The 24,079-nt window shown below is 63.5% G+C and carries 27 protein-coding genes and 1 tRNA gene; 11 read left to right on the top strand and 17 right to left on the bottom strand.

Annotated features, from left to right (window positions below; translation table 11 throughout):
• Nucleotides 1–83: 83 nt before the first annotated feature.
• A complete protein-coding gene (locus NIBR502772_RS06255) occupies nt 84–764 on the bottom strand; it encodes a response regulator transcription factor (protein WP_056342479.1) in 681 nt (226 codons plus the stop codon).
• On the bottom strand, nt 761–1,969 hold the full coding sequence (locus NIBR502772_RS06250) for a cell wall metabolism sensor histidine kinase WalK (RefSeq protein ID WP_141141960.1): 1,209 nt from the start codon (nt 1,967–1,969) through the stop codon (nt 761–763). The genes NIBR502772_RS06255 and NIBR502772_RS06250 overlap by 4 nt, the downstream gene beginning before the upstream one ends.
• 202 nt (nt 1,970–2,171) lie before the next feature.
• Here NIBR502772_RS06250 and phoU point away from each other — a divergent pair, with 202 nt between their 5' ends.
• Nucleotides 2,172–2,825, top strand: coding sequence for a phosphate signaling complex protein PhoU (gene phoU / locus NIBR502772_RS06245; RefSeq protein WP_141139519.1), 654 nt, complete (start codon nt 2,172–2,174; stop codon nt 2,823–2,825).
• A 75-nt stretch (nt 2,826–2,900) separates the two neighbouring features.
• On the opposite strand, the gene NIBR502772_RS06240 is transcribed toward phoU, so the two are convergent.
• Nucleotides 2,901–3,647: a phosphoglyceromutase gene (locus tag NIBR502772_RS06240; RefSeq protein WP_141139518.1), complete on the bottom strand. Its 747-nt coding sequence runs from the start codon at nt 3,645–3,647 to the stop codon at nt 2,901–2,903.
• Between the two features lie 78 nt (nt 3,648–3,725).
• Here NIBR502772_RS06240 and NIBR502772_RS06235 point away from each other — a divergent pair, with 78 nt between their 5' ends.
• Nucleotides 3,726–4,550: a class I SAM-dependent methyltransferase gene (locus NIBR502772_RS06235; RefSeq protein WP_210412393.1), complete on the top strand. Its 825-nt coding sequence runs from the start codon at nt 3,726–3,728 to the stop codon at nt 4,548–4,550.
• 118 nt (nt 4,551–4,668) lie between these two features.
• On the opposite strand, the gene NIBR502772_RS06230 is transcribed toward NIBR502772_RS06235, so the two are convergent.
• On the bottom strand, nt 4,669–5,019 hold the full coding sequence (locus tag NIBR502772_RS06230; RefSeq protein WP_056342490.1) for a DUF2516 family protein: 351 nt from the start codon (nt 5,017–5,019) through the stop codon (nt 4,669–4,671).
• Nucleotides 5,020–5,028: 9 nt separating this feature from the next.
• Nucleotides 5,029–6,219 (bottom strand): PLP-dependent aspartate aminotransferase family protein, encoded by a 1,191-nt coding sequence (locus tag NIBR502772_RS06225; RefSeq protein WP_141139517.1) that lies wholly within the window; start codon nt 6,217–6,219, stop codon nt 5,029–5,031.
• Nucleotides 6,220–6,272: 53 nt separating this feature from the next.
• Between NIBR502772_RS06225 and tmk the strand changes: the two genes are divergently transcribed.
• From tmk to NIBR502772_RS06200, 5 genes are all read left to right on the top strand, one after another.
• A complete protein-coding gene (tmk, locus tag NIBR502772_RS06220) occupies nt 6,273–6,929 on the top strand; it encodes a dTMP kinase (protein WP_141139516.1) in 657 nt (218 codons plus the stop codon).
• The gene (locus tag NIBR502772_RS06215; protein ID WP_104063327.1) at nt 6,926–8,068 is read left to right on the top strand and encodes a DNA polymerase III subunit delta'; all 1,143 of its coding nucleotides are present in this window, start codon (nt 6,926–6,928) and stop codon (nt 8,066–8,068) included. Before tmk ends, NIBR502772_RS06215 begins: the two co-directional genes overlap by 4 nt.
• A 21-nt stretch (nt 8,069–8,089) precedes the next feature.
• Nucleotides 8,090–9,655, top strand: coding sequence for an alpha/beta hydrolase (locus NIBR502772_RS06210; protein WP_141139515.1), 1,566 nt, complete (start codon nt 8,090–8,092; stop codon nt 9,653–9,655).
• 107 nt (nt 9,656–9,762) lie between these two features.
• Nucleotides 9,763–9,835 (top strand) — tRNA-Thr (locus NIBR502772_RS06205).
• A 294-nt stretch (nt 9,836–10,129) separates the two neighbouring features.
• A complete protein-coding gene (locus NIBR502772_RS06200; protein ID WP_141139514.1) occupies nt 10,130–10,894 on the top strand; it encodes an SGNH/GDSL hydrolase family protein in 765 nt (254 codons plus the stop codon).
• Here the strand turns inward: NIBR502772_RS06200 and NIBR502772_RS06195 are convergent.
• The 3 genes from NIBR502772_RS06195 to NIBR502772_RS06185 are packed head-to-tail and all read right to left on the bottom strand — an operon-like array spanning nt 10,891 to nt 13,224.
• Nucleotides 10,891–12,135 (bottom strand): SGNH/GDSL hydrolase family protein, encoded by a 1,245-nt coding sequence (locus tag NIBR502772_RS06195; RefSeq protein WP_141139513.1) that lies wholly within the window; start codon nt 12,133–12,135, stop codon nt 10,891–10,893. The two genes, NIBR502772_RS06200 and NIBR502772_RS06195, sit on opposite strands and share 4 nt — an antisense overlap.
• 8 nt (nt 12,136–12,143) lie before the next feature.
• A complete protein-coding gene (locus NIBR502772_RS06190) occupies nt 12,144–12,854 on the bottom strand; it encodes a hypothetical protein (protein ID WP_141139512.1) in 711 nt (236 codons plus the stop codon).
• Between the two features lie 7 nt (nt 12,855–12,861).
• Nucleotides 12,862–13,224 carry a hypothetical protein gene (locus tag NIBR502772_RS06185; RefSeq protein ID WP_141139511.1) on the bottom strand — a complete coding sequence of 121 codons (363 nt, stop codon included), beginning with the start codon at nt 13,222–13,224 and terminating at the stop codon, nt 12,862–12,864.
• A 51-nt stretch (nt 13,225–13,275) separates the two neighbouring features.
• On the opposite strand from NIBR502772_RS06185, the gene NIBR502772_RS06180 reads away from it, so the two are divergent.
• On the top strand, nt 13,276–13,707 hold the full coding sequence (locus tag NIBR502772_RS06180) for a hypothetical protein (RefSeq protein WP_141139510.1): 432 nt from the start codon (nt 13,276–13,278) through the stop codon (nt 13,705–13,707).
• Here NIBR502772_RS06180 and NIBR502772_RS06175 read toward each other — a convergent pair.
• Nucleotides 13,695–14,348 (bottom strand): hypothetical protein, encoded by a 654-nt coding sequence (locus NIBR502772_RS06175; RefSeq protein WP_141139509.1) that lies wholly within the window; start codon nt 14,346–14,348, stop codon nt 13,695–13,697. The genes NIBR502772_RS06180 and NIBR502772_RS06175 overlap by 13 nt on opposite strands.
• Nucleotides 14,348–15,472 (bottom strand): hypothetical protein, encoded by a 1,125-nt coding sequence (locus NIBR502772_RS06170; protein ID WP_141139508.1) that lies wholly within the window; start codon nt 15,470–15,472, stop codon nt 14,348–14,350. Before NIBR502772_RS06170 ends, NIBR502772_RS06175 begins: the two co-directional genes overlap by 1 nt.
• A gap of 96 nt (nt 15,473–15,568) precedes the next feature.
• Between NIBR502772_RS06170 and NIBR502772_RS22355 the strand changes: the two genes are divergently transcribed.
• Both NIBR502772_RS22355 and NIBR502772_RS06165 read left to right on the top strand, forming a co-directional pair.
• Entirely contained in the window at nt 15,569–15,745 is a 177-nt protein-coding gene (locus NIBR502772_RS22355) for a hypothetical protein (RefSeq protein ID WP_168223493.1), read from the top strand.
• 200 nt (nt 15,746–15,945) lie between these two features.
• A complete protein-coding gene (locus NIBR502772_RS06165; RefSeq protein WP_141139507.1) occupies nt 15,946–16,200 on the top strand; it encodes a hypothetical protein in 255 nt (84 codons plus the stop codon).
• A gap of 239 nt (nt 16,201–16,439) precedes the next feature.
• Here the strand turns inward: NIBR502772_RS06165 and NIBR502772_RS06160 are convergent, their stop codons facing one another.
• From NIBR502772_RS06160 to NIBR502772_RS06135, 6 genes are all read right to left on the bottom strand, one after another.
• Nucleotides 16,440–16,634: a hypothetical protein gene (locus NIBR502772_RS06160; protein WP_141139506.1), complete on the bottom strand. Its 195-nt coding sequence runs from the start codon at nt 16,632–16,634 to the stop codon at nt 16,440–16,442.
• The gene (locus tag NIBR502772_RS06155; protein WP_141139505.1) at nt 16,631–17,374 is read right to left on the bottom strand and encodes a M23 family metallopeptidase; all 744 of its coding nucleotides are present in this window, start codon (nt 17,372–17,374) and stop codon (nt 16,631–16,633) included. Before NIBR502772_RS06155 ends, NIBR502772_RS06160 begins: the two co-directional genes overlap by 4 nt.
• Nucleotides 17,375–17,382: 8 nt before the next feature.
• Nucleotides 17,383–17,739 (bottom strand): hypothetical protein, encoded by a 357-nt coding sequence (locus NIBR502772_RS06150; RefSeq protein ID WP_141139504.1) that lies wholly within the window; start codon nt 17,737–17,739, stop codon nt 17,383–17,385.
• A 122-nt stretch (nt 17,740–17,861) separates the two neighbouring features.
• Entirely contained in the window at nt 17,862–18,884 is a 1,023-nt protein-coding gene (locus NIBR502772_RS06145) for a hypothetical protein (protein ID WP_141139503.1), read from the bottom strand.
• Between the two features lies 1 nt (nt 18,885).
• Nucleotides 18,886–19,797: a phage tail domain-containing protein gene (locus tag NIBR502772_RS06140; RefSeq protein WP_141139502.1), complete on the bottom strand. Its 912-nt coding sequence runs from the start codon at nt 19,795–19,797 to the stop codon at nt 18,886–18,888.
• Between the two features lie 15 nt (nt 19,798–19,812).
• Nucleotides 19,813–23,043 (bottom strand): phage tail tape measure protein, encoded by a 3,231-nt coding sequence (locus tag NIBR502772_RS06135; protein ID WP_141139501.1) that lies wholly within the window; start codon nt 23,041–23,043, stop codon nt 19,813–19,815.
• A 49-nt stretch (nt 23,044–23,092) separates the two neighbouring features.
• Between NIBR502772_RS06135 and NIBR502772_RS06130 the strand changes: the two genes are divergently transcribed.
• Nucleotides 23,093–23,308: a hypothetical protein gene (locus NIBR502772_RS06130; RefSeq protein WP_141139500.1), complete on the top strand. Its 216-nt coding sequence runs from the start codon at nt 23,093–23,095 to the stop codon at nt 23,306–23,308.
• A gap of 290 nt (nt 23,309–23,598) precedes the next feature.
• Here the strand turns inward: NIBR502772_RS06130 and NIBR502772_RS06125 are convergent, their stop codons facing one another.
• Nucleotides 23,599–24,036, bottom strand: coding sequence for a hypothetical protein (locus NIBR502772_RS06125; protein WP_141139499.1), 438 nt, complete (start codon nt 24,034–24,036; stop codon nt 23,599–23,601).
• Nucleotides 24,037–24,079: the final 43 nt, after the last annotated feature.

Below are 24,079 nucleotides of genomic sequence, written 5' to 3'. Positions count from 1 at the left end.
GGGGCTCCCCGCGGGGAGCCCCTCCTTTTGTGCACTTGAAGTCTGGTGCGCCTGATGCCCGGCGTGCCAGACGGCGGAGAGGCCTACGGCTCGAACTTGTAGCCCAGGCCGCGGACGGTTACCAGGAAACGCGGTATGGACGGGTCGGGCTCGATCTTGCCGCGCAGCCGCTTGACATGCACGTCCAGGGTTTTGGTGTCCCCCACGTAGTCCGAACCCCAGACCCGGTCGATCAGCTGGCCGCGGGTGAGTACGCGGCCGGAGTTGCGCAGCAGCATTTCCAGCAGCTCGAACTCCTTCAGCGGCAAGAGGACCTGCTGGCCATCCACGCTGACCACATGCCGTTCGATGTCCATCCGGACAGGGCCGGCCTGGACTGTGGCCGAGATCAGCTCCTCAGGTTCACCCTGCCGGCGGAGTACGGCCCGGACGCGGGCCACCAGCTCGCGGGAGGAATAGGGCTTGGTGACGTAGTCGTCAGCGCCCAGCTCCAGGCCAACCACCTTGTCAATCTCGGAGTCCTTGGCCGTCAGCATGATGACCGGAACGCTGGAGCGCTGCCGCAGCTGGCGGCAGACCTCCGTACCTGACAGGCCGGGGAGCTGCAGGTCCAGCAGCACCAGATCCGCCCCGTTCCGGTCGAATTCGGTGATGGCGTCGAGGCCGTTGTCCACCACTTCTACCTCGAACCCCTCCTTGCCCAGTAGATAGGACAACGGATCACTGAACGATTCTTCATCTTCGACAATCAAAATCCTGCTCAAGCGCTAGCTCCTTGCTCATGTACGCCGCGTTCTTTTCTGCGCACGGGTATGGCTGGTTCTTTGACACCTGCGGTATCCGGTGCGTCCCGGCTTTCCATCTCCGGCAGGCGCAGGGTGAAAGTGGAACCCTGGCCGGGCCGTGACCACAACGTCACTTCACCGCCGTGGTTGGAGGCAACGTGTTTGACGATGCTAAGGCCCAGGCCCGTTCCGCCCGTGTGGCGCGAACGCGCCGCATCCACCCGGTAGAAGCGCTCAAACACGCGCTCCTGGTCCTCCGGGGTCAGGCCCTCACCCTGGTCCGTGACCGACACGGCGATCAGCCCGTCCTTTGACCGGACGCCCACGCCCACCCTGGTGTTCTCCGGGGAATAGCGGATGGCGTTGTCGATCAGGTTACGCAGAGCGGTAACCAGCAGGTCCCGGTCACCATAAACGGTGGCGTCAACCGGCTCCCCCACCACGATCCGGATGTTCTTGCTTTCAGCAGGGAGCTGGGAACGGTCCACCGCTTCAGTGATGACCGTGTTGATGTCCACGGCCTTGCCCTCCTGGGAGACGCTGGCACCTTGGAGGCGAGACAGCTCGATGATGTCCTGGACCAGGGCGGCCAGCCGGCTTGATTCTTTGTGCATGCGCTTGGCGAACCGGCGAACTGCTTGTTCGTCGTCGGCCGAGGACTCCAGTGCCTCGGCCAGCAGGGAAATTGCGCCCACCGGGGTTTTCAGCTCGTGGGACACGTTGGCCACGAAGTCGTTGCGGATCTCTTCCGTGCGGGTAATTTCGGTGCGGTCGTCGGCCAGAAGCACGATATATTCCTCGCCGAGCATGGCCGCCCGGACCTGCACGATGATGGTGCCGTGGCCCAGCGGACCGCGCTGCAGCTCCAGCCGTTTTTCCAGGATCACGCCGTCGCGTCGCACGCCGGCCGTCATGTCCAGCAATTCCTTGTGGACCACCGTGTGGCCGCGAACCAGTCCGTACGCATACGCTGCCGGGCTGGCGCGCACCACACCGTCCACGGCGTCAACCACCACAAAAGCCCGTCCGACGACCGCCAGCACTTCCGCGGCGCCGGCCGGCAAAGCGAGTTCGTCCACGTCGACATCAACAAGCTTTCGCTGCTTTTCACTGATCCTGAAGGCGAGCACGCCAAAAGTGCCGAGCGACAGGCCGACCAGGCCGGCGATGACACCGATGAGCATAGGATCCACAACTCCAGCTTAGGCCGTGGTTCCTGTCGGGACGGTGCGTCCTGGCCCATTACGGGGACGGTTCAGCTAACGTTCATCTACAACCGACTAATCGTTTACCGCACGCTGACAAAGTTGTATGTTGGAGTGCCGAATGGCGACATGAGTTCCGTCTGCCACCCGAGGGGCGGAGTTCCACAGAAAGGACGCCCACGTGCGTAAGGTTTTTCAGGAAGAGCTGACCCAGGTGGGTGAGCAGCTGGTGGAGATTTCGCGGTTGGTCAGCGAGGCAATGGCGAAAGCCTCGACGTCCTTCCGGGTTGCCGACGTTGATCTGGCAGAGGACGTTATCGCCGCGGACGCCCGTATCGACTTTTTGCAGACCAGCCTGGATGAACGTGCTATCGACATCCTCGCCCTGCAGGGGCCGGTGGCCAGCGATCTGCGGATGATCGTGGGCTCCCTGCGCATGAGTGCTTCCCTGGAGCGGATGGGGGACCTGGCCCGCCACATTGCCCAGCTGGCCCGGCTGCGTTTCCCGGCCACCGTGATCCCTGCATCCATGACGGAAACATTCAACAAAATGGCCGAGCAGGACCAACTGATCGCCGACAAGCTTATTGTCCTGCTGGAATCCCGGGACCTCGAAGTGGCCCGCGACATCCACAAGGCCAACAACACCATCGACGATCTCCACCTGAGCGTGTTCAAGGCGATCGCCTCCCCGGACTGGGCCGAGTCCCCCGCCACCACCGTGGACGTGGCCCTGGCCAGCCGCTACTTCGAACGGTTCGCTGACCACGGCGTGTCCGTGGCCCGCAAGGTCACCTACCTCGTCACCGGCGAATGGCAGGGGCAGGGCTTCTAGCCGCTCCCAAACCACATACGACGGCGGGCCGGTCACCTCAGGTGACCGGCCCGCCGTCGAACGTTAACTACTGATTTATTTCTTGCCCTGGTTCGCCACTGCCAGGATGGCTTCCGCAGCGGCGTCCGGGTCCAGGTAGGTGCCGCCCGGCTTGATCGGCTGGAAGTCCTCGTCCAGGTCGTAGACCAGCGGGATGCCCGTGGGGATGTTCAGGCTGGCGATGGCGTCGTCGCTGATGCCGTCCAGGTGCTTGACCAGGGCGCGCAGCGAGTTGCCGTGGGCGGTGACCAGGACGGTCTTGCCGGCCTTGAGGTCTTCCTTGATGTCCGATTCCCAGTAAGGAAGCAGGCGGACCAGGACATCCTTGAGGCACTCGGTGCGGGGCAGCGCGTCGCCGAGGTCGGCGTAGCGGGGGTCGTGGGCCTGGGAGAACTCGCTGTTGTCGTCCAGGGGCGGCGGCGGGGTGTCGTAGGACCGGCGCCATTCCATGAACTGCTCCTCGCCGTATTCGGCCAGGGTCTGTGCCTTGTCCTTGCCCTGCAGGGCACCGTAGTGACGTTCGTTCAGGCGCCAGTCCCGCTTGACGGGGATCCAGCCGCGGTCGGCCTTGTCCAGGGAAATGTTGGCCGTGTTGATGGCCCGCTTCAGGAGCGAGGTGTAGAGGACATCCGGGAGAAGATCGTTCTCGACCAGGAGCTCGCCGCCGCGTGCCGCTTCCTCGCGGCCCTGGTCGTTGAGGTCAACGTCCACCCAGCCGGTGAACAGGTTCTTGGCGTTCCATTCGCTGTGGCCGTGGCGCAGCAGAATCAGCTTGTAAGTCATGATTTTTATCCTAGCCGAGGCACGGCGCCGCCCGCCTTGCGTTACAAGAGCCCTGCGTTACAACGATAGGGTTGGGCCGTGGTGCAAAAAGCTGAACGCGTGAGCGCTCCCCATGGCCGGAGCGGCAGGCCGGTCGGAAACGTCACACGGGGCACCACCAATCCCAACCGGATGCGGCGGGTGGACCGCTGGCTCACCGGTCCCCAGGCCTGGCGCCTGCGCGCTGCCGACGACCCCCTCGTGGTTGACCTGGGCTACGGCGCAACGCCGGCCACCGCCGTCGAACTCTTTGAACGTCTCCGCGCAGTCCGGCCGGACGTCCGCGTGTGCGGAATCGAAATCGAGCCGGAGCGCGTCCGGATCGCCAAGGCGCTCGAGCGGCCGGGGCTCAGCTTTCAGGTGGGCGGTTTCGAGTTGCCGCTGCCCGGGCGCCCCGTGCTGGTCCGCGCCTTCAACGTCCTGCGGCAGTACGAAGAGGCCGATGTGGCGGGGATCTGGCGGCTGGTCCAGGGCCGGCTCGCCCCCGGCGGGCTCTTTATCGACGGTACCTGCGATGAGATCGGGCGGCGGGTGACGTGGGTTGCCCTCGACGCCGGGCGGCCGTTGTCACTGAGCATGTCCGTGCGGTTCGGCAGCTTTGACCTGCCATCGGAAATTGCCGAGCGACTGCCGAAGGCGCTGATCCACCGCAACGTTCCGGGAGAGCCTGTCCACCGGCTGATGCAGGCCATGGACCGGGCCTGGCTGGAGTCGGCGCCGCTGGCGTCATTCGGCAACAGGCAGCGCTGGCACGCCATGTGCAGGACACTGTCCGACGGCGGGTGGCCGGTTCAGGACGGCCCGGCGCGGTGGCGCCTGGGCGAACTAACGGTGGCCTGGGAAGCTGTGGCACCGTCGGTCTAGTGTGGGCCCACGCCGGCAGGGTTCCCTGAGCGAGCTTGCGAGCTGAGGGGCCCGGTGGTTGGGCCCACGCCGGCAGGGTTCCCTAAGCGAGCTTGCGAGCTGAGGGGGCCGGTGGGGATTACCAGCCGCCGTATGGCCCCGTATTACGGCTACCGCCGCGGCCAGCGTCCTTGACCGCTGGCCGGACGTCTGCGAGGTAAATGGACGCTGCCACCACGGCGGCGAGCCCAAAGAGGCCAAGCGTGCCGAAGATTCCGCCGCTGCTGAAGAGCGAGATGGCGCCGATCAGGGTGGCGCCGCCGGTCAGTGCCAGCCAGAAGGTCTTGGTTCGTTTTCCGGTCGCTTCAAAGGCGGCGGACTTGTGCCTGACGCAGTCCAGCAGAGCCCACACTTCAAGTCCGAATGCCACCAGGGCAAGGATAAAAAACACTGCCAGCTCTACAGGCCGAATTATCAGTTCACCGTCCACCGTCCAAGCCTAGCGGCCCAGCGAGTCGAGTGCCTGCTTCAAATCGGCCCAGAGGTCCTCAATATTTTCTATGCCGACGCTCAGCCGCACCAGGTTGTCCGGAACACTCAGCGGCTCGGCGGCGTGCCGACGGCGCCGTTCGATCAGCGATTCCACCCCGCCCAGGGATGTGGCTGGCAGCCACAACTGCAGCGCGCGGACCAGTTTGTCCGCGGCGTCTGCTCCGCTCAGGCCGGCAACCGGCGCGATCTGCACGCACACAATCGAACCGAAGCCCGACATCTGGGTCTTGGCCCGTTCATGGCCGGGATCCGTGGGGAGGCCGGGGAACCGGATGCTATCGATCAGGGGGTGTGTGCTCAGGCGTTCGGCCAGGACCGCGGCAGAAGCCTGAGACCGTTCCACACGCAGCGCAAGGGTCCGGAGCCCGCGCAGCGCCAGCCATGCCTCGAACGGCCCGGCGATACCGCCATGAATGATGCGGTGGTGCAGCAGCGCCGCCCGGATGTCCGGGTTGGACGTCACCAAGGCGCCGAGGACGACGTCGGAATGTCCGGCCAGGTATTTGGTCACCGAGTGAAGAACGACGTCGGAACCCAAGCTCAGTGGCTGCTGGACCAACGGCGTGGAGAACGTATTGTCCGTCACCACAATGGCGCCCACCCGGTGGGCCGCCGCAGTGAGTTCGCGGATATCGGCGATGCCCAGCATCGGGTTGGTGGGGCTCTCAAGCCACAGCATCCTGGCCGCTTTCGCGTCCGGTCCCTGCGGCGCGATCTGTGCTTTGACTGCGTCAGTGTCCGTGATGTCCACAGTCCGCAGTTCCAGGAAGCCCTTCTGCGCCAACTCCGTGGCCATCACCAGCGAACCCGCGTAACTGTGCGACGGCATCACCAGGACGCCGCCGGCGGGAAGCAGGGACAGTGCCGAACTGACGGCCGCGAGTCCGGACGCGTAGAGCAGGCCGGGCAGTTCAGATCCTTCAAGCTGGCCCAGGGCTTCCTCAAAGGGATCCCAGGTGGGGTTGGAATAGCGGCCGTAGCCCCGATCCCCGTCACCCAGCGCTCCCGTGCCGAAGTACGTCGAGGACAGCACGATGGGCGGGTTGACGGGCTCGTCCCGCTCACGTGCCGGCCGGCCGGCGGCAACCACCACGGTTTCGGCCGACAGGGACGCTGCATACTGTTCCGAGAGACTCATGGAGAAAGCGTACTTGGACGTGCGGCGGCTCCCGAAGTCGGTAGTCTAGACCAGTGACCACCAACAGCCCTGGACTTTTCATCGCCTTCGAGGGCGGCGACGGCGCCGGCAAGTCCACCCAGGCGGCCCGTCTTGCCGAGGCTCTGGAAACACGTGGCCTGACGGTCCTGCGGACCCGCGAACCCGGCGGGACGCCCATTGGCGAAAAACTGCGTTCCCTGGTCCTGGACCACGGCCATGGCCACATCGACGCCCACACCGAGGCACTCATCTTTGCTGCCTCCCGCGCGGCCCATGCCAGCCAGGTGATCCGCCCGGCACTGGAACGCGGCGAGGTTGTCCTGACGGACCGCTACATTGATTCGTCCGTGGCATATCAGGGGGCCGGCCGCGATCTGGGTGCCGACGCCGTGCGTACGCTCAACGAATGGGCGACGTCCGGGCTGCAGCCCGACCTCACGGTGTTGCTGGACGTGGACCCCGCTGACGGCCGCCGCCGCCGCACAGCCGGCGACGCCGCCGAAGACCGCCTTGAGTCAGAGGCCGATGAGTTCCATTCAACAATCCGCGGGGCGTTCCTCGAACTGGCCTCCAGCCGGCCGGATACGTATCTGGTCCTGCCGGCGGATCTGCCCGTCAACGAACTGGCCGCGCGGATCCTCACCCGCGTTGATGCCTTGCTCGCGTCTGCAGGCCGGGGCGCCGCATGACTGTCTGGGACGACCTTCAGGGCCAGCCCGCCGTCGTCGAACAGCTCCGCCTTGCCTCGAGGGGCGAAGGACTGACCCATGCCTGGCTGTTCACGGGCCCGCCCGGATCCGGGCGTTCCAACGCCGCAAAGGCCTTCGCGGCCGCCCTCAACTGCGATCAGGACGACGTGGCCAGGCGCGGCTGCGGGGAGTGTCCCGCCTGCCTGACCATCCTCGGCGAGACCCATTCGGACGTGACGTACGTCAGGACCGAGAAGGTCACCATCACCATCGATGAAGCCCGCGACCTGGTATCCAAGGCGGGCAACCGGCCGTCGTCCGGGCGCTGGCGGATCATTGTGGTGGAAGACGCCGACCGCATGGCCGAGCGGACCACCAATGTGCTGCTGAAGGCCATCGAGGAACCCACGCCGCGGACCATCTGGATGCTGTGCGCACCGTCGCCCGCTGACGTCCTGGTGACCATCCGTTCGCGCTGCAGGGCCGTGGCCCTGCGGCTGCCGCCGGCCGCCGACGTCGCCGCTTTGCTCGTCAAGCGCGACGGCGTGGACCCGGCACTCGCCGAACGCGCTGCCCGCGCGGCGCAAAGCCATGTGGGGATCGCCCGCCGGCTGGCGCGGGACCCCGAGGCGAGGGAACGCCGGCTGGAAACGGTGAGGTTCCCCCTGGGTCTGCGCGGCGTGACCGCAGCAGTGATGATGGCGGACAAGCTGGTGAAGATCGCCACGGCCGAAGCCAACAGTTCCAATGAAGAGCGCGACGCCGCCGAGAAGGCTGCGCTGCTGGCCACTCTGGGTGCCCCGGAGTCAGGGACGCTCCCGCCGACCATGCGCAGCCAGGTCAGGCAGCTTGAAGACGACCAGAAACGACGGGCCAAGCGATCCATCACGGACTCGCTGGACCGGACGCTGACGGACCTCCTGTCGTTCTACCGGGATGTGCTGATCATCCAGCTCGGGAACGCCGTGGAGCTGGTAAACGTTGAGCTCAGGGGTGAGCTGGAGGAATTCGCCGCCCGGTCTGCCCCGGAGACCACCCTCGCCCGCATGGACGCCATCAACAAAGCCCGCCAACGCATCACCACCACCAACGTTGCACCGCTGTTGACCATTGAGTCCATGGCAGCCAGCCTGATCTAGCAACTACTAGGAGACCGCTCGATGACTGCACGCCCCCTGCCCGCACGCTCCCGATCCCTGGTGATTGGGCTGCGGGCTGCCGGCGCCCTGATCCTGGCCCTGACGCTGGCCTCGTGCGGCCTCTTTGGCGGGGACACCCCGGACGCGGCCCCCGCCACGGCGAAGGCAGACCCTGCCATCGTGGCGTCCGCGCCCGCCGGCCTGGACACCTTCTACGCCCAGGAGGTTGTGTGGGAGCCCTGCGAAAACGGCTTCCAGTGCGCCAAGGTCACCGTGCCCGTGGACTACGGGAAGCCGGACGGCGAGAAGATCCAGATAGCCGCGCTGAAGGCTCCCAGCACGGGCAAGAAAACCGGCACCCTGCTGGTCAACCCGGGCGGTCCGGGCGGGTCCGGCTACGACTTCGTCAAGGATGCGTCCGCGACGCACTTCTCGCAGTCTGTCCGGGCCAACTATGACCTGGTGGGCTTTGATCCGCGCGGCGTCAAACGCTCCGCCCCTGTTACCTGCCTGGCGGATGCCGAACGGGACGCGTCCCGGGCAAAGGTCTACGCGTTGGAGACCGACGCCGGGCTTGCCGCCGCGCTGGCCGACAACAAGGCAATCGCCGCGCAGTGCGCCGCCAAGACGGGTCCGGTACTGGGCCACGTCGACACGGTCAGCGCGGCCAAGGACCTGGACATCCTGCGCGCCGTGGTCAATGACTCGAAGCTCAATTACCTGGGGTACTCCTACGGCACGTTCCTTGGTTCAACCTACGCCTCGCTGTTCCCGGAGAATGTGGGCCGTATGGTCCTGGATGGCGCCCTGGATCCGTCCATCAGCAACGAGGAGCTGACCAGCGGCCAGGCCGTGGCGTTCGAAAAAGCCATCAGGGCCTACGTGGCCAGCTGCCAGCAGGAATCCTCGTGCCCGCTCAGCGGGAACGTGGACAGCGGGGTCCAGCAGATCCGCGACCTCATCACCGCCGTCCAGAACACCCCGTGGCAGGCCAAGGACGGCCGCCTGGTGAACGCCACGATGTTCGTCAGCGGCCTCATCACTCCGCTGTACAACGACCAGAGCTGGCCCGCCCTGACCCAGGCCCTCGAAGCTGCACTGAACGGTGACGCCAGCCTGATGCTCCGTCTGGCGGACCTCGGCGCTGACCGCGGCGCCGACGGGAAGTACACGTCCAACTCCACCTTCGCCTTCGGCGCCATCAACTGCCTGGACTACCCCATGGTGTCCGATACTGCCTCCATGCGCGCGGAACAGCAACGGCTTATGCAGGCCTCCCCCACCCTGGGCTACTTCTTCGCCTACGGCGGCACCAATTGCGTGGACTGGCCGTACAAGAACCTGCGGACCCCCGCCCCGGTGGAATACACCGGCGAAGCCCCGATCGTGGTGGTCGGAACCACCGGCGACCCTGCCACCCCGGTGGAATGGGCCGCATCCCTGCGCAAACAGCTGGGCAACGCCTCGCTGCTGACCTGGCAGGGAGAGGGCCACACCGCCTACGGCCGGGCTAACAGCTGCCTCGAAGACGCTGTGGACAAGTACCTTGTGGACGGAACGGTTCCTGCCGACAACACCGTCTGCTGAAGACTTCTGCTGGGGTGTTTGGGCGCCCATTTTGACCCGGGCGCAGGGACTCTATTACAGTTGACTCTTGCATGAACCGCCCGGTTACGCCGGGCGAATTGTGCGGTGCTTCCTTAGCTCAGTCGGTAGAGCGTTTCACTCGTAATGAAAAGGTCATCAGTTCGATTCTGATAGGAAGCTCGGGATAAACCCCCTAAAAACCTTGGTTTCTAGGGGGTTTTTCGCTGGAGTGAATGTTGCAAATATGGCTCAACTGTACTCGTCGCTGTACTCATTATCGCCAGGACTGCACACGCAGGCATGCGCGGGACTGTTGTGGAATAGCTACAAAGAGACGACAAAAACGGCGCCATCCTCGGGAGTGAGGATGGCGCCGTTTTCATGCTCGAATCAGGGCAACTCAGTTAGTGAACAAAGCCGGTCTTATTGGCCCCATAGAATGGGCAGGTTGGCTTAGGACTAGGTGGGGGACGAATGGCTAAGAAGAAGAAGCTCAAGCTGGCGGCTAGTTGGCAGTACATCGGGCTTGGTGCCCTGGCTGTCGTGACTGCCGGGGTTGTGGGTTTCGCATTCATGGCCCCGCCAAGCCCGCCACCCGCAGCCGATAGTGTCGCCAGTTATCAGCCGCCCACTGTGACTAAGGTTGAGCCGCAGCGGGTGGCTGTCATTGGCGATTCGTATTCAGCGGGGGCCGGAGCCGGGGACCCGGCTATGGGCTGGGTGGGGCGCCTGACTCGCAATCAACTTTGGGACGTCACCAACCTGGCACGCGGCGGCACCGGATATTCAACGTCCGTAACGACGAACGCCCAGAAAGCTTGCGCACTGGACTACTGCCCGTCCTACCCCGAGATGATCGCTGAGGCCGTCAAGACTAACCCCACCCTGATTCTTGTTGCTGGCGGGCGCAATGACGCGCTCGTGCCCGCCGCCGATGAGGCTGAGGCCGTCCGGACCTTCTATGAGACGCTGCGGGCCGAAGCCCCCGCCGCCAAGATCGTGGCATTCAACGTGCTTTGGGACAACCGCACGCCACCCGAGTCCGTGCCCGCGATGTCCGCCGTTGTGAAGGAGTCGGTTGAGTCGGTGGGCGGGATCTACCTTGACGCCCAACAGCCACTCGCCAAGGTTGAGGGACTCGTAGGGTCTGACGGCGTGCACCCGAACGCTGCGGGGCACGCCGCCATCTTTGAAGCCAAACTAGGACTACTCCAGCAATCCGAGATTGCCGTCCGCTAGAGCCCGGCTGCGGTGAGGTCCGTGATAGTGACCTGCCCGATCTGCTGCTTGGTGCCGACGCCGCCGCCGTTCATGGTCATGTTCAGTCGGTAGTTGTAGTTCGGGAGTGTCGGGCAAACAAACTCATGCGTGACAGTGGAGAGCGGCACGCTCTGCTGAGTGTTGATCGACGTGAGCGTAGTGCCGCCGCCCGTAGTGACAACGAGACGGACGGATGCTGCGGTTGGGGCAGTGCCCACCACGGTCAGTTGATACTTGTATTCCACCCGGTAGCGCCGTCCGGGGATCAGATCGGCGTTGAGGGCTATGGCGCTGGATGTGTTGACCCCTTCGGCGGTCTGCGTGACCGTGAACATCTTGCCCGCAACCCCGGCGACGGTATCAACCGACGTTGACGCGGAACCAAACCCAAGGCTGGTCCAGTCCTCGGGGACAAATCCTGACTTCACCAGCAGGAGCGGCTTGTTGACCAAGTCGGCGGGTGCAGGCTGCGCCAGGGCGAGCATGGAAACATCAGGCAACACGGCATTGATCGCAGTGTTGAACGCGATGCCCAGGGCGCGGGCACCTACCGCGTTGAAGTGTGTTCCGTCGCTGTTGTATGCGGCTTGCATGGTCCCGGTGGCAGGGTCCACGAGTGTCGCGTAGTTGTCCACAAACAGGTAGCCCCGGTTGCGTGCGATGACCCGCTTCCAGCGGTTCATCCGGGCCACTTCCGCACCTTCGGTTGACTTGGGCGGGATGGAGCAGACGATGACCTTGATCCCGGCGTTGTCGCAGGCGTCGTAGATGGTTGTGAGTGCGGCCTGTTGGGCGGCGAGGGTGGTGAGCCCGTTGGTTCCTAGCGCGTCAACGACGGCGTAAGGTGCTGCGGCGATGACACCGGCAAGGTACTTGGTGACCCAGCCTGCCGGGGTGATGCCCGGCTCTGCGGCGTGAGCCGCTGCATGGTAGCGCCCTGCCCCGGTAACAACAGCCCAGCCAACCCATGACGGATTCTCAAAATAGATCACCGGGGCCAGGAGCAGGGCGCTTGACCCGGTAACGCCTGATGCCGTGTTGGAGTCACCGATGAACGCGAACCCACGCGAGCCGGCGCGGGCTTCACGGGCAACTGCCCTGCTGGCATAAGTGGCAGTAAGTGCCGTTGCGGTGGCGCTTCCGGGGGTGGTGATCTTGCCGGTAATGGCGGCGTCGATGCTGGCCGCAGTGAGGGGCTTAGGCCCGAGGAAATCTGACATGCTGGCTCCTAGCTCAGGACTATCGCGGGCTGGTTGGTGATGGTGCCGGTTCCGTCGCGGGTGACGGTTGGCTGGGTGTAGGTGCGGGTGGTCCCGTAGGTGATGGTGTACGAGTCGAGCGAGCCGGGGAACGTCGCGGAGGGTGTGCCGGTGAAGGTGCCGGCGGTCCCGTCAGGCCAGACGACGGCGGCAGATGTTGGTGCGCCGCCAGAGTCCCGCGTGATTGCCCCGACGATCAGCAACTCAGGCGTGCGGGCAAGCTGCATGTACGTATCCGCCGCGCCCGTCTGCCCGTTGATGCTCGTCACGGTGAGGATCGGCGCTGACGTTGGCAGGGCTGCGACACCGGACGGGATTAGCGACAGGTCGAGTCCAGTCACCTGCCCGGACGGAATCTGGAAGTCGAACAACGGCTGATGCTTCGGCTGATGCCCGGTCTTCTTCAGCCGAACCCTTGCCGTGTAGTGCCAGTTGATGAACGCGTTGCCAGCCTCATCCTGGAAGCCGGTCTGATCCGTATGTGGCAGCATGACCTGCGCAATGCCACCCTCGGACGGCGCCACGGACTCGATGAAGTCCACCAGTGGCGTGCCCGTCTCGGTGTGGACCAGCCGCACGCTCGGGGTTATCTCAATCTCCACGCCGCCCGAAGTGCCACCGAAACTCACGGGCGCTTTCTTGAAAACCAGGCACGTCGTAACGCCTGCCGGTAGTACCATGATGCTCCTAAGTGACCGTGATGGGTGGGCGGTTCGTGACGTTGCCGGTAGTGGCGTCCCGTGTCACTGCGGGCTGGGTGAACGTGACAGTTGGCGAACCTGCGCGGGTCACGGTGTACGCGGAGACACTGCCGGGGAAGCTGACTGATGCGGTGCCGGAATAGTTGCCCGTCACACCATCAGGCCACTCGATAACAGCCGACGTTGCGGCCCCGTTCCCGTCATACGTGACAGCCCCGGCAAACAAGGCTTCCGGGTTGCGTGCGAGCTGGAATAACGCCTGCTCCAGCTTCGTATCGCGGTCATTCAGGCGCGTGGCATCAAGCGGAGTTCCGCCCAAAACCCCGTTCGCCCAGTCCTTCAAGGCCATCAATTTCTCCCTCGGCTATTAATTCAGTGGTCATGTGGATACACTCAGGGAATGGAAACAAAATCCGCAGTTTTGGGGGCCGCCGGAATGCTTCTCGCGGGAGGCCTAGCCTTCGGGCTCATTGGCATCGCGAACGCTGACAACCAGCCCGCCCCCGCAATGACCACCGTCGCCACCACCGTGGCACCCGAACCAACCCCGGAGCCCGTTGTGAGCGAACCTGTAGTAGAGCCTGTCGTCGAGCCCGTGGTGGTTGCGCCCGTTGTCGCGCCGCCCGTTGTGGTTGAGCCTGCTCCCGTAGTCGAGGCGCCCGCGCCGGTAGTTGTGCAGCCAGCGCCGATCTACACGCCACCCGCCCCTGCCTATGTCGCACCCGCCGGGCCCGCTCAGACATTCGAGGCCCCGCCAGTGGTTGCCCCCGGTGTTCCCAACCCGATCCTGCCGGGTGTACCGCCGGGTGGAGCTATCGACTACCGGAAGTAAAGCACCGTAACGTAGATGTTCGCCTGATTGGCTGTTGATGCCGTCCAGGTAGCGAACCCCGTGCGAGTCGCTACGGAAACCGTAATATCCTGGCCGTTCACGAGGCCGTAAATTGTCGTGTTGAACGGCGATGCGATGCCTACTGCCAGCCCCGGTCCTGCTGACGTATACATTTCTCCGCCACTGACTCCATCCACGACGGCTTGCACATAGAGATAGTCAGTAGTGGCAGTGCTGTTCTGAGCCATGGCGGTCGCGTTGGTCATAACAACGGCCGTCGTAAATCCGTCCGGAACTCCCAGCGTGACCGTGGCTCGGGCAGTCGATGTCGTGCCCACCGCGTAGTTGTTGAGGTAGTTGCTCGCTGCTTCAACGATCATCGGATTGGCAAGCGCGTCGTTGCCGATGATCCCCGCAGGCAGGTTGAGCGCACCGGTTATCGTCGCGGGGCCGTTGATGATTAGCGGGCCATTGACAGTTTCGGAACCCTCAACAATAATCCCGCCTTCTACCGCGCTAATCCCAGCCGTTGCCAGCGGGTTAGCTGCGGCGAGTTGCTGCACGGTGCGCTTGAGGTCTTTGACTTCGCGGCCCTGCGCATCCTCGCCTGGAAACTGACTGCCCGGTAGCCCTTGCGCCATTAGATGCCGCCTTCAATATTGGTCACGTCGATGAGTGGCGTAACGGTGGTGTCGGTCAGTTCCCAGCCGACGCAACGGGCAGTGCCAACGAGTCCGCCGGGGAACTCGGGCGCCTCGATGCTGAACCCGATGTCGTCACCGATGTTCCAGTCGCGGCCAAGTCGTGGCGCTTCTTCCCGGTTCGCCGTGAGAGTTAGTGCCAGTGACCCGTCCTTCATCGCGGCGAGTGCGCGTTGTGCGTGGGCGGTGAGGGTGTTCACGTCGCTGATGGATGTTGACGGGGTCCATCGGTATTCAAACCGGGGCCGCTGGTCCGTCGCGTTCGTCTGATGCGGCGACTGCGGCCGGGCGTCCTCCACGCCGGAAGACACTGCCATGATGTCGTTAGCGCCTTCGTCCGCGCCGTAGCCTTCTACGAGTTCCGCTTCCGAGACTGAGCCGGGAAGGTAGAACTGCGCGCCGGGATTCAGGCCAGCCGGCGGGGGTGAGCCTATGCGGTCACTGACGGTCAGCACAAGCCCTAGCTTCTGCTCGTCCACCCATTCCCAGGTGATAGTCCACTCGGGTCCGTCAATGACGCCTGACAGGTCAGTGAGGACCGAGTAGAGCGTCTTGTCTTCGGTGTCCTTGTAGTTGCGGTTGCGGATCTGCCCGCCAGCTCCGATGACTTCGACACGGAGTGGCAGGCCGGGCGATCCCTCGTTGGTTCGGGCGTAGAGCTCGACTAGGTTCTGCGCAATATGATTCTGCGGCCAGTCGTTATAGAGCACGTCCCCCACGTAGACGCGGTCCATGTATCCCTCAGCCGTGACGAGTGACATCTTCACGCCGCCGCCAGGGATCCGGGTACGCCGAACCACCATGCCGCCCCAGAGTGGCAGGCCGCGTGGTTCATGTTCCTCAGCCTCGCCCAGCGCCACGAGGAACACGGCACCCTCACGTGTTGCGTTCATCCAGTTAGGCGGCGGCGCGTCGTCCGTGCCTTCCGCCCACGTCGGCAGGCTGACCGTCTGTGACTCATACCGCATCAGCGTCGCCTTCAGTGCGCCGTCTGCTTTGAGCGTGGGGAGGTCGGCAGTGATGGCGCCAGTATTGGCATTTACGGATAGCCAGGTGAGCGCCATTCGGATCTCCTTTTATGGGTGTATTGACACCGGTGTATTTACACCCTAGAGTTGTCTTATCGGAACAAGCCGATACCGAGCCGCCAGGAGGCAGCCATGCAGGTTCTTTCCCTCTCCACCGAAGTTGAAAGCTTCGACATCCTGGATGCTTTCAACAAGGTGTTCTGGAAGGACATGGACCGCGCCACGGCTCTTGAAGCCAGCAGTAAGCTCGGCACCATGTACCGCGTGGTAGCGGCTACCGGCCTCGGTCACGGCGCAAAGGTTGCATGAGGTGGGGGCCGTCAAGTCGCCAGCCCAGCAGGCCGCGTCATGGGTCGTCAATATGGAGAGCGGGCCGGAACGATCAAGGCTCTGGAATGGCCACATGACGAGGCGCCGCGAAGCGTGGCAGGATGCTTACGGGGCAACGGATCACACTGAGGCGGATGCATGGCTTATTGAGCAATGGGAACGCGCAACGAAAGGAAGCCATGACTAACGAAATCCCGGAGGATGCTGTCGAGGTGGTTGCTAAGGCGATACACCGATACGACGTTCGAGAAGGTATCGCAAGTACATATGCGCCCAATAAGCACCACCGCGCAGAGGCCCGCGCAATGCTTGAGGTTGCGGTACCGTACATGCTGCTTGGGGTCGAGCGTCGGATACAGCTTGCCACGGACGCATCATGGGCGGCGGGCTATAGGGCAGGAAAGATTGACGCGAAACATGAGCCCGCCGAATGAGTAAGGGCACGACGCCCCGCGCCGTGCGGGTGGAGGATGCCCTCTGGCTCCCAGCTAAAGCCAAAGCTGAGGCCGAGGGCATCCACCTGTCGGACGTGATCCGGGACGCGCTACGGGCGTATATGGAGGGGCTGAATTCGGTACGAGCCGACGCGTGGGATGAAGGTTTCACGACTGCCGCTGAATGGCCGAATGAGGGCGCCAACCCTTATAGGAAATCGACATATCGGCAGGTCTAGCTAAGCCTCATGCTTCCCCGGCTTGTCCACGTTCGCCAGCGCGAGGCCGTTGGACAGCCCCAGTGCCGCGCCGCCCAGTGCCAGCCACACGCCGAGCTGTTCGGCGTTCACGAGGCCATACACGAGCGCCACAGCACCAGCCGCAACGAGGATGCCGTAGATGTAAGCGCGGGTCTTCGGGTTGGTGATGTTCACTTGGCGCCCCCGATCAGCTTCACGAGCTCGTCACGGACGGCTGACGCGAGGCCAGCGGCGTTGATCTGCGCGGCGAGCTGCGGGGCTGATGCGGAGGCATCCACGCGGGCCACAGCGTTGATCAGGTCATTCCAGTACTGCGGCTTGGGCAGCGCGTCAGTGTTGCCATTGATCTTGTCCAGCACTGCAAAGAGTGTGGTGCGTTCTTCCGGGGTCATATCGTCCTCCAGTGGGGTGATGGTCGCGGATTGGGCGGTGATGCCCGCGAAGAGTCGGGCCGGATTGATCCGCCCGTACATATAGGAGTTGAGGACATACCCGTCAGGCAGTACCTCGAAGTGAAGGTGTGGGCCAGTGGATGCGCCAGTGTTCCCGGACGGCCCGAGGATCTGCCCCTCAGTAACGCGCTGCCCGACATGAACTAGCGCGCCACCATCCCGGCAGTGGCCGTAGATGCCAATGAATGCGCCGTGATCCACTACGTAGCAGTAGCCGGCGAACCCTGGCGAGATCCAGAAGGGGTTGTCAGCGTAGGTGCCGCCGTAGTATCCGGCGTGCAGTACGGTCCCATCAGCGACAGCCCGGACAGGCGTACCGACAGGACATGGGTAGTCGGTGCCTGTATGCCCGTCCGGCTGGTAGTTGCCGAACTGCTTTATGATCCAGTGACTCGCGGGGAGTCCTGCCGTGGGATTGTCGCCAAAGTCCTGCGATGGCGCGTAATCAACTGGGTGCCTCATAGTGACTCCTAACCGCCGTTGACGGTTGAGTAGTACTGGATCGCCAGTGCCGCAGCGCCGACGAGTCCACCGAGGACCACCCCAACCCGCTGTACCGGGGTCCACGTCTGCTCTGACTGGTTCCGGCGCGTCTCGTCCGCTTCCTTGAGGGCCAGGGCAAGGGCAATCTTCTTCTGCTCCTCAGCCGCCGCGTCCTTGGCGAGACTCAGTGTGACATCTTCAAGCACCTTGGTTCGGTCCTCAAGCTTGGCGACTCGCGGCCCCAGCTCCGTAACCCTGTCCCTGAGGTTGTCAAGCTTGCCCTCCATGCGGGCGAGAACTACAGGCACGGATTCGGCCATGCGCGGCAATGTTTCTTCACTCATGTTCACTGCCTTCGGTGAATGTGACTATGGTTAATGCACCCATGCGGGCGGCCTCCTATTTAGGCGTGTTCGTGTGGGTAGTGCAGCGATGAGGCTGTTACCTCATCGCTGCACGCTAAAACTTAGGCGATCTTTGTGATACGGATCGTGGTCGTTGTTGCCGTCAGCGCAGACGGGGCGATCACGAACGACACCACAGCGCCCGCAGCGAGGTACAGGTTCGGCAACCCGATGGACTGCTCACCACCGGCCGGGAAGTTGGTTAGCGCGTAAGTGCCGGTCCCTGCCTGGTTCTTGACCGCCAGGTAGCCGGACACGTTCGGTGCGAACTGGCAGTGCATGTTGAACGCGTACACGCCCGAGTCGGCCACCTGGATCTGACCGGACGCTGGGGATGTGATCGTGCCGGGGTTCTGCGAGTTCGCAGCGTCCAGAGTCAGTGGTCCGGGCCCGCCGCCTGCTGTGGAGATGTTCAGTGCCGGCGCCGTGTAGATGGCCGAGATTGGGGTAGCTTTCCAGGCTGTCCCGTCGCTGACTTCCAACGGGAAGCCTGCCACGTCCATGCGCCGCACGGTCAAGGATGAGTACTGCACCAGCGCGTCACGTTCCGCCAGTGACCACACCGGCTGAATCGCACCAGCCGCCACATACCGGGCCGGGTTCAGGACCACCGTGGGTGAGCCGCCGCCAGCAACCGGGACGCTGATGGTGCCGACGAGGAAGGAGCGGGCGGGGAGGGTTGGGGCCACTGGGGTAGCAGCCGCCACGCCAGCGAGATACAGGACCGGGGCAGACAGTGCGCCGGAACCATCACCCGCGGACGAGTCGTTGACCTGGATGTAAACAATGTCCTTGCGGGCGTACGTCGCATCAGCAGCGGTTACGGATCCGGTCACGTTCGCATCCGAGGACCAGCCATAGCCGCCCTGATGGGTCGTCGCGCCGGGGTCAATCTCAGCAGCGCACGGGGTGAGCGTCCATGTTGTGGACGTGGCCGTGAGGACGTTACTGGGGGTGTCTACGCGGAACCCGGAGCGCACGCCCAGACGCCGGCCGGAACCGCCGCCATGTGTCGCAGCCTGAGCCTGCCGGAACTGCTGCGCCGTGATCGCAACCCCATCAGGGGCGAGGAAAGTAATCGTCATGTCAACTCCATGCTGGCTTGGTGGTTAGCGACAGGCTCGCCGTGGATGAATAGTTCTGAGCCGAGAAAGCAATCTCGTTATCGCCGGGGTCCAGTGAGAACCAGCCACGGGAAGTGACGTAACCCGAGCGCGGCGCCTGACCCTGCGCGAGGACTTCGCGGCGGTCCATGTCCACCGTCACGAACTCGCCAGTGCCAAGCTCAAGGGCCGTGGCGAACGTGAGCGACTGCTTCTTGCCAATGTGCGTCACGGTCCAGCCACCAGCCGGGATGGGACCGTCGATCCTCAACCAGACCGGGGCCTGCGTGTTGCCGGGGTTATTGATCGTCACCTTGCCTGTGCCAGATACGCCAGTGAACGTGATCGGGAATGTGACTGGGAAGGTTAGTCCACCCTCAGAGAACGGGAGGCGGGTCGTTGCTGTGACTAGGTCACCGAACTTGCGGGGGTCTTTGGCTGAGACGAGAACCGAATATGCGGCGAGCTTGTCAGAGTGCCACGTCGGGATAACCTCACCCTGGCGCTGCACCATGGCGTTACGGATCCGCCCGGACTCAAGCACGAGAATCTCGAACGGCTCCAGCTTGATCGCCGCATTCAGCCGGTCGAACGCGGCCTCAATCGCCGCCGTGTCCGCGCCGTGGATCAGCCCGCCCATGGTTAGGATCCGCGCCGTCAGGAACGATTCTGAGCCAGTAGCGCCATGCCCACGCGCCCGCTGCGTCAGGTTCAGTGTGGGCGATGGTGATCCGTCGTAGCCGTCTAGGGTCGTCAGGGACCAGCGGACACCGAAAGCGTCTGTCTGACCAAGGATGAAGTCTGGAGTAAGCGCAACCTGCCGCCCCTCTCCACCGAAGCTGAAGCCGGGGTAGAGGGAAGGGCTGGGATACGTTATCGGACTCGGATAAGGCATCCCAGCCTCCTTCTGTTAGGGGTTGAGGGCATTTGTTCTACGGGCAAACTCCGCGAACGTCGCGCCCGGATCCCGCTGCTGGTTGATTTCGACCTTGTCGATATGCATCCCGGCGGCAGGTTGAGCCGATGCCCGATATGGTGCGTGGCCGAACGACTGCGCCGAGTACTCGCGCCCGCCGCTCGCGTAGCCGGGCATCTTAGGGAAGGTGCCAGCGTTGATGGCTGCCAGTTCGCGGGGGTAGCGGTCACTGGATGAGCGCTTGATGATCCATTCACCAGCGTCCACCCGAGCCATTGGAACGCCGGCCGATGAGATCCCAAGGAACCCGTCAGTCATGCCAGTGCCAGGCCCGGAGGTTGGCAGTTGCCCGCCGTCCGCATAGCCAGGGATACGTCCGCCGGTAGCGTGGTTCGCTGGATCCAGCGCAACCATTGACGGATCATCCGCATAGGCAGAGTTCTTCACCTGTCGATTGATTGACTCGGTGATGTTGACTTGGACATCCTTGCGGGCCGGGATGTCGTCAATGGCCTTCTTGGTAGCGTCTGCCATGCGCTTGGCTTCGTCAGACATCCACGTGTTGATATCCACGCCCGGCGGGATGTGAAGTATGGATCTGGTCAAGGCTTCCGCCTCGTCCTTGCCGAGTCCGAAGCCCCTAGCGGTCAGAACCATAGCGTCATAGGTCTTAGTGAGCTGCCCCTGAACCTCTGGCATCGACGCGCCATTCTTCGCCATAGCCTCGGCGGCACTAATGCCTCGCTGGGTCATGTCAGCCAGTACGTCATTAGCGGCTCGACCGGCCTCTGAGAACAAATCAAAGTCGGTCCGGTTCTCGTTGAGCACACCGCCGTGAGCCTGCTCAGTAAGCATGATCTCGTCGATCTTGCCCTTGAGTCCGTCCAACCCTTCCTCAAATTTAGCCGTGGCGTCACGTGCCGAAAGAGTGAGTAGGCCAGCATTGACGAGTGCCTGCGTGAACTTGTCAAGGTTCTCTACGGACGCATCGGCGCGCAGGCCTACATCCTCAAGCTGCTTCGCCAGATCCTCGGCTGATGGGCCAGCATCCGCCGCTGCGTCGCCCGCGCCCTTAATGGCATCTTTTGCGCCGTCAGTCTCAGTAGCGGCGGTCTTAGCCGCAGCCTCAGCAGCCTTCAACGCGTCCGCGTATTGCGGGAACTTCTTGGTGAGTTCCTCAACGCTTACATCCTGATCGGCAGCAGCCTTCTTGATTCGTTCGAACGACTTAGCCGCATCATCACCCTTGCCGCCCGAGACAAGTTCAGCCAGACCCTTATCCAGCCGCCCAAATGACTCGCCAAGGATCTGGGACGAGCCCTTGACCCCGGTCATTCCATTGACGACAGCCTCGCCCCAGTCGTTAAACTGCTGCCCGGCGTCGCGATTAAAGGTCCGCTTGATTGCCGAGTCAAGATCCGTGACGGTATTGATTAGGTCGCCGCCATCACGGTCCTTGAATATCTGGTCAAGCGCAGAGCCGGCAGCGGGGCCGTTGGTCGAAACCTCGGCCAGTGAATCCGCAACCCTACCCATACCCGTATCGATCTTGGACATGTAGTCAGATTCGGCCAATTTAGCGATAGCAAAAGTCGCCACAGCCAAGCCTGCGGCAACGCCAGCTAGCTTCGCGGCTGTGCCCGCCATAGCCAGCGCCGTGCCCGCCCTAGTGCCAGCCGGGGCCAATAGCGCGAGAGCTGCGCTTGTGGTCGCAATCTTCGCGTTGAGTGCCACGAGTCCACTGCCAAGCACAAGCGCGCCGCCAGCCACACCAGCTAATCCAAGGCCTACGGACAGCGTTGGCGCAGGAATAGACCCGACGACATCAACGAGCCCATTGAGGCCCTTCACAAGCCCGCGCAACACCTCACTAGCGCCAGAGCCGGACTGGATTAGGACCGTGTCGAACGAGCCGCCCAGCTTTTCCAGGTCGCCAGTAAGGTTGTTCTGCATCCTATTGGCAGTGTCGGTCGCATAGCCGTACTCATCGACCGCGGCAGTCATTTCCCGGACGCCTTCGGCGCCGTTATTGTAGAGCGTCTGAGCGGCGCCGAGCGCCTCGTTGCCGAAAATCTGCGCAAGCGTGGCGTTTCGCGTCATCTCATCCAGACCGCCAAGCCGCTCCTGCAATACCGCCCCGGCGCCGTCGAGCCCGATAAACTCGCCGCTGGCGTCCGAGAACGAGATCCCCAGATTGTCCATCGTTTTCTGCGTAACGTCAGCAGGCTTGACCATCGACACGAGCATGGCCCGTAGCGCAGTACCAGCCTTCTCGCCAACAATGCCCGCCTTGGCGAACATGGCAAGAGTGCCAGTGGTCTGCTCAATGGAGATACCGAGGCCAGCAGCCGGGACGCCAGCATAGGAAAGGGCAAGGCCCATATCCTGGACCGATCCCTGGGCTTTACCGGCAGCAGCGGCGAGCAGGTCTGCGATATGCGGAATATCTTTGCCCTTGAGCCCAAATTGAACCATGGCCGAAGCGGCAATTTCCGAGGCGTCGCCCACGTCGAGCGCGCCAGCGGCAGCCAGCGCAAGCGTGCCCTTTAGACCGCCGCCGAGAATATCGGCGGTAGTGACGCCAGCCTTAGCCATTTCCTCAATGCCACGCGCAGCATCAACCGCGGAGAATGCCGTGTCGGCGCCGGCATCAATCGCCGCCTGCCGCAACAGATCCATATTCCCGGCAGTTTCGTGCGTTGCAGAGTCCACCACTGACATCTGCTTATCAAAGTCAGCGTAAGCCTTGACCGCCAGCCCAACACCAGCAACCACCGCCGCGCCACTAAGCCCCGCGGTCGTCGCCACTTCCTCAAGCGCACTCGCGTGCTCAGCCGCCGCATCCGCCGCTGCGGCCTGCGCGTCAGCCGCAACCTGAGCCGCAGCCTCCGCATCCTCGCCTGCAGAGACAGCCGCCCGGCCCGCAAGGTACGCCTCTGCCGAGAACGTCTGAAGCCCATGAGTAGCCGCCTGCTGCGAGCTAACAGCCTTGCCGTTCATCGTTACGAGCTGGCCCGTGTTGTCATACTGGAGGCCCGCAGCCTTCGCCGCAGCGTGATGCGCGAGAGCCTGCTTCTGTATGTCCTCGGCGCTCTTGTCCGCAGCCTTGCCGGCCGCCTCAGACGCCGTCTTGGCTTTCTGCGTTGCGGTCGCCGCGGCGTCCATTGCTGACTTGAAGTTCTGGATCTCCGCGCTGAATACGACTTTGACACGGCGATCCGCCACGGGATACCTCCACTATTTTGTTTTGAACGGGTGCGGTACACTCGCGGGCATGACTACTTCGGGGGATATTCACAAAAAGCGCGGCGCCAATGCGATGAAGACCGGCGCGGCCATGCTCGTATTTGGCGTCGTTATCGCCATAGCCACGGCGGGCGAGGGTGGCAACATGGGCCTAAGTGGGTTCGCTGCTACCGTCGCGCTGGCCGGTTTCATTACCGCGATTGTTGGCCTCGGAAAGTGGCGCGAACGTCCTGCGAGTGATTAGCTCTTCGTCAATCTCGGTCGCGTAGAACCGTTGGCCTGGATCGGCCTTGAACTTCTCTTGCCCGGTATGTTCCTCGACGGCAGCCTGCGCGTGACAGGTTATGTCCGCGACTTCGTATAGTCCGCGGTTAGCATCGTTCCGGCACTCAGACTTAGGCCGACCACAGCCGCACATGCCCTCTACGTACAGCGTGTAAGCGAACTCCAGTAGCCGGTCCTTCCACTCAGGCAAGGGGCCCAGGTAGTCGGACGGCTGGCGCTGGAAACGCTCAGCCGTCTTGAGGGCTGCGACTACTCGCCACCATCGTCCGGAGTAGAGCGCTTCGGCAAAAAATCTGCGCTCACGGCGGGCATGTCTTCGCACGCCTCGTGGAAGCGAGTCACGATCCGCGAGAACTGAACTTCACCAAGCTTCGCCGCGAGCTTCTCAACCTGCGCGGGAGTGAACTTCGGGGAAGTGATCGCGTCTGCCAGCACCACGGCGCCGCGCTGATCCGGGGTCAAGCCAGGAACGCGCAGAACCACATCCTCACGCTCGCGCTCACTGCGTCCTTCAATGCGGATCGTCAGCGCGGAGTCGTGGAACTTCTGCGCGAGATCCGCGTACTTGGCGCGAAGATTGCCGCCACCCATCGACGGCCCGTCAACCTCTTCGCCGTCCTCGTTCTCGATCCGCTCAGCCAGCGCGTCAAGGTCCGCGATCAGGCCCGCCTTCTGGTAGACGGTCACGCTACGTGCGGGGCGCTCGGCATCTTCCAGCCACGCGTCAATG

Origin of the sequence: Pseudarthrobacter sp. NIBRBAC000502772, assembly GCF_006517235.1 — a bacterium.
Taxonomy (GTDB): Bacteria; Actinomycetota; Actinomycetes; order Actinomycetales; family Micrococcaceae; genus Arthrobacter.
Note: the sequence above shows the minus strand (reverse complement) of the source record. Positions and strands in the feature narration are given on the sequence as shown.

Excerpts from the sequence above, each read along its gene's own strand:
- NIBR502772_RS06215 (WP_104063327.1), top strand. The coding sequence starts at position 6,926 with ATGACTGTCTGGGACGACCTTCAGGGCCAGCCCGCCGTCGTCGAACAG.
- NIBR502772_RS06210 (WP_141139515.1), top strand. The coding sequence starts at position 8,090 with ATGACTGCACGCCCCCTGCCCGCACGCTCCCGATCCCTGGTGATTGGG.
- NIBR502772_RS06190 (WP_141139512.1), bottom strand. The coding sequence starts at position 12,854 with ATGGTACTACCGGCAGGCGTTACGACGTGCCTGGTTTTCAAGAAAGCG.
- NIBR502772_RS22355 (WP_168223493.1), top strand. The coding sequence starts at position 15,569 with ATGCAGGTTCTTTCCCTCTCCACCGAAGTTGAAAGCTTCGACATCCTG.
- NIBR502772_RS06155 (WP_141139505.1), bottom strand. The coding sequence starts at position 17,374 with ATGAGGCACCCAGTTGATTACGCGCCATCGCAGGACTTTGGCGACAAT.
- NIBR502772_RS06200 (WP_141139514.1), top strand. The coding sequence starts at position 10,130 with ATGGCTAAGAAGAAGAAGCTCAAGCTGGCGGCTAGTTGGCAGTACATC.
- NIBR502772_RS06145 (WP_141139503.1), bottom strand. The coding sequence starts at position 18,884 with ATGACGATTACTTTCCTCGCCCCTGATGGGGTTGCGATCACGGCGCAG.
- NIBR502772_RS06240 (WP_141139518.1), bottom strand. The coding sequence starts at position 3,647 with ATGACTTACAAGCTGATTCTGCTGCGCCACGGCCACAGCGAATGGAAC.
- NIBR502772_RS06170 (WP_141139508.1), bottom strand. The coding sequence starts at position 15,472 with ATGGCGCTCACCTGGCTATCCGTAAATGCCAATACTGGCGCCATCACT.
- NIBR502772_RS06250 (WP_141141960.1), bottom strand. The coding sequence starts at position 1,969 with ATGCTCATCGGTGTCATCGCCGGCCTGGTCGGCCTGTCGCTCGGCACT.
- NIBR502772_RS06225 (WP_141139517.1), bottom strand. The coding sequence starts at position 6,219 with ATGAGTCTCTCGGAACAGTATGCAGCGTCCCTGTCGGCCGAAACCGTG.
- NIBR502772_RS06140 (WP_141139502.1), bottom strand. The coding sequence starts at position 19,797 with ATGCCTTATCCGAGTCCGATAACGTATCCCAGCCCTTCCCTCTACCCC.
- NIBR502772_RS06185 (WP_141139511.1), bottom strand. The coding sequence starts at position 13,224 with ATGGCCTTGAAGGACTGGGCGAACGGGGTTTTGGGCGGAACTCCGCTT.
- NIBR502772_RS06165 (WP_141139507.1), top strand. The coding sequence starts at position 15,946 with ATGACTAACGAAATCCCGGAGGATGCTGTCGAGGTGGTTGCTAAGGCG.
- NIBR502772_RS06130 (WP_141139500.1), top strand. The coding sequence starts at position 23,093 with ATGACTACTTCGGGGGATATTCACAAAAAGCGCGGCGCCAATGCGATG.
- NIBR502772_RS06175 (WP_141139509.1), bottom strand. The coding sequence starts at position 14,348 with ATGGCGCAAGGGCTACCGGGCAGTCAGTTTCCAGGCGAGGATGCGCAG.
- NIBR502772_RS06150 (WP_141139504.1), bottom strand. The coding sequence starts at position 17,739 with ATGAGTGAAGAAACATTGCCGCGCATGGCCGAATCCGTGCCTGTAGTT.
- NIBR502772_RS06195 (WP_141139513.1), bottom strand. The coding sequence starts at position 12,135 with ATGTCAGATTTCCTCGGGCCTAAGCCCCTCACTGCGGCCAGCATCGAC.
- NIBR502772_RS06180 (WP_141139510.1), top strand. The coding sequence starts at position 13,276 with ATGGAAACAAAATCCGCAGTTTTGGGGGCCGCCGGAATGCTTCTCGCG.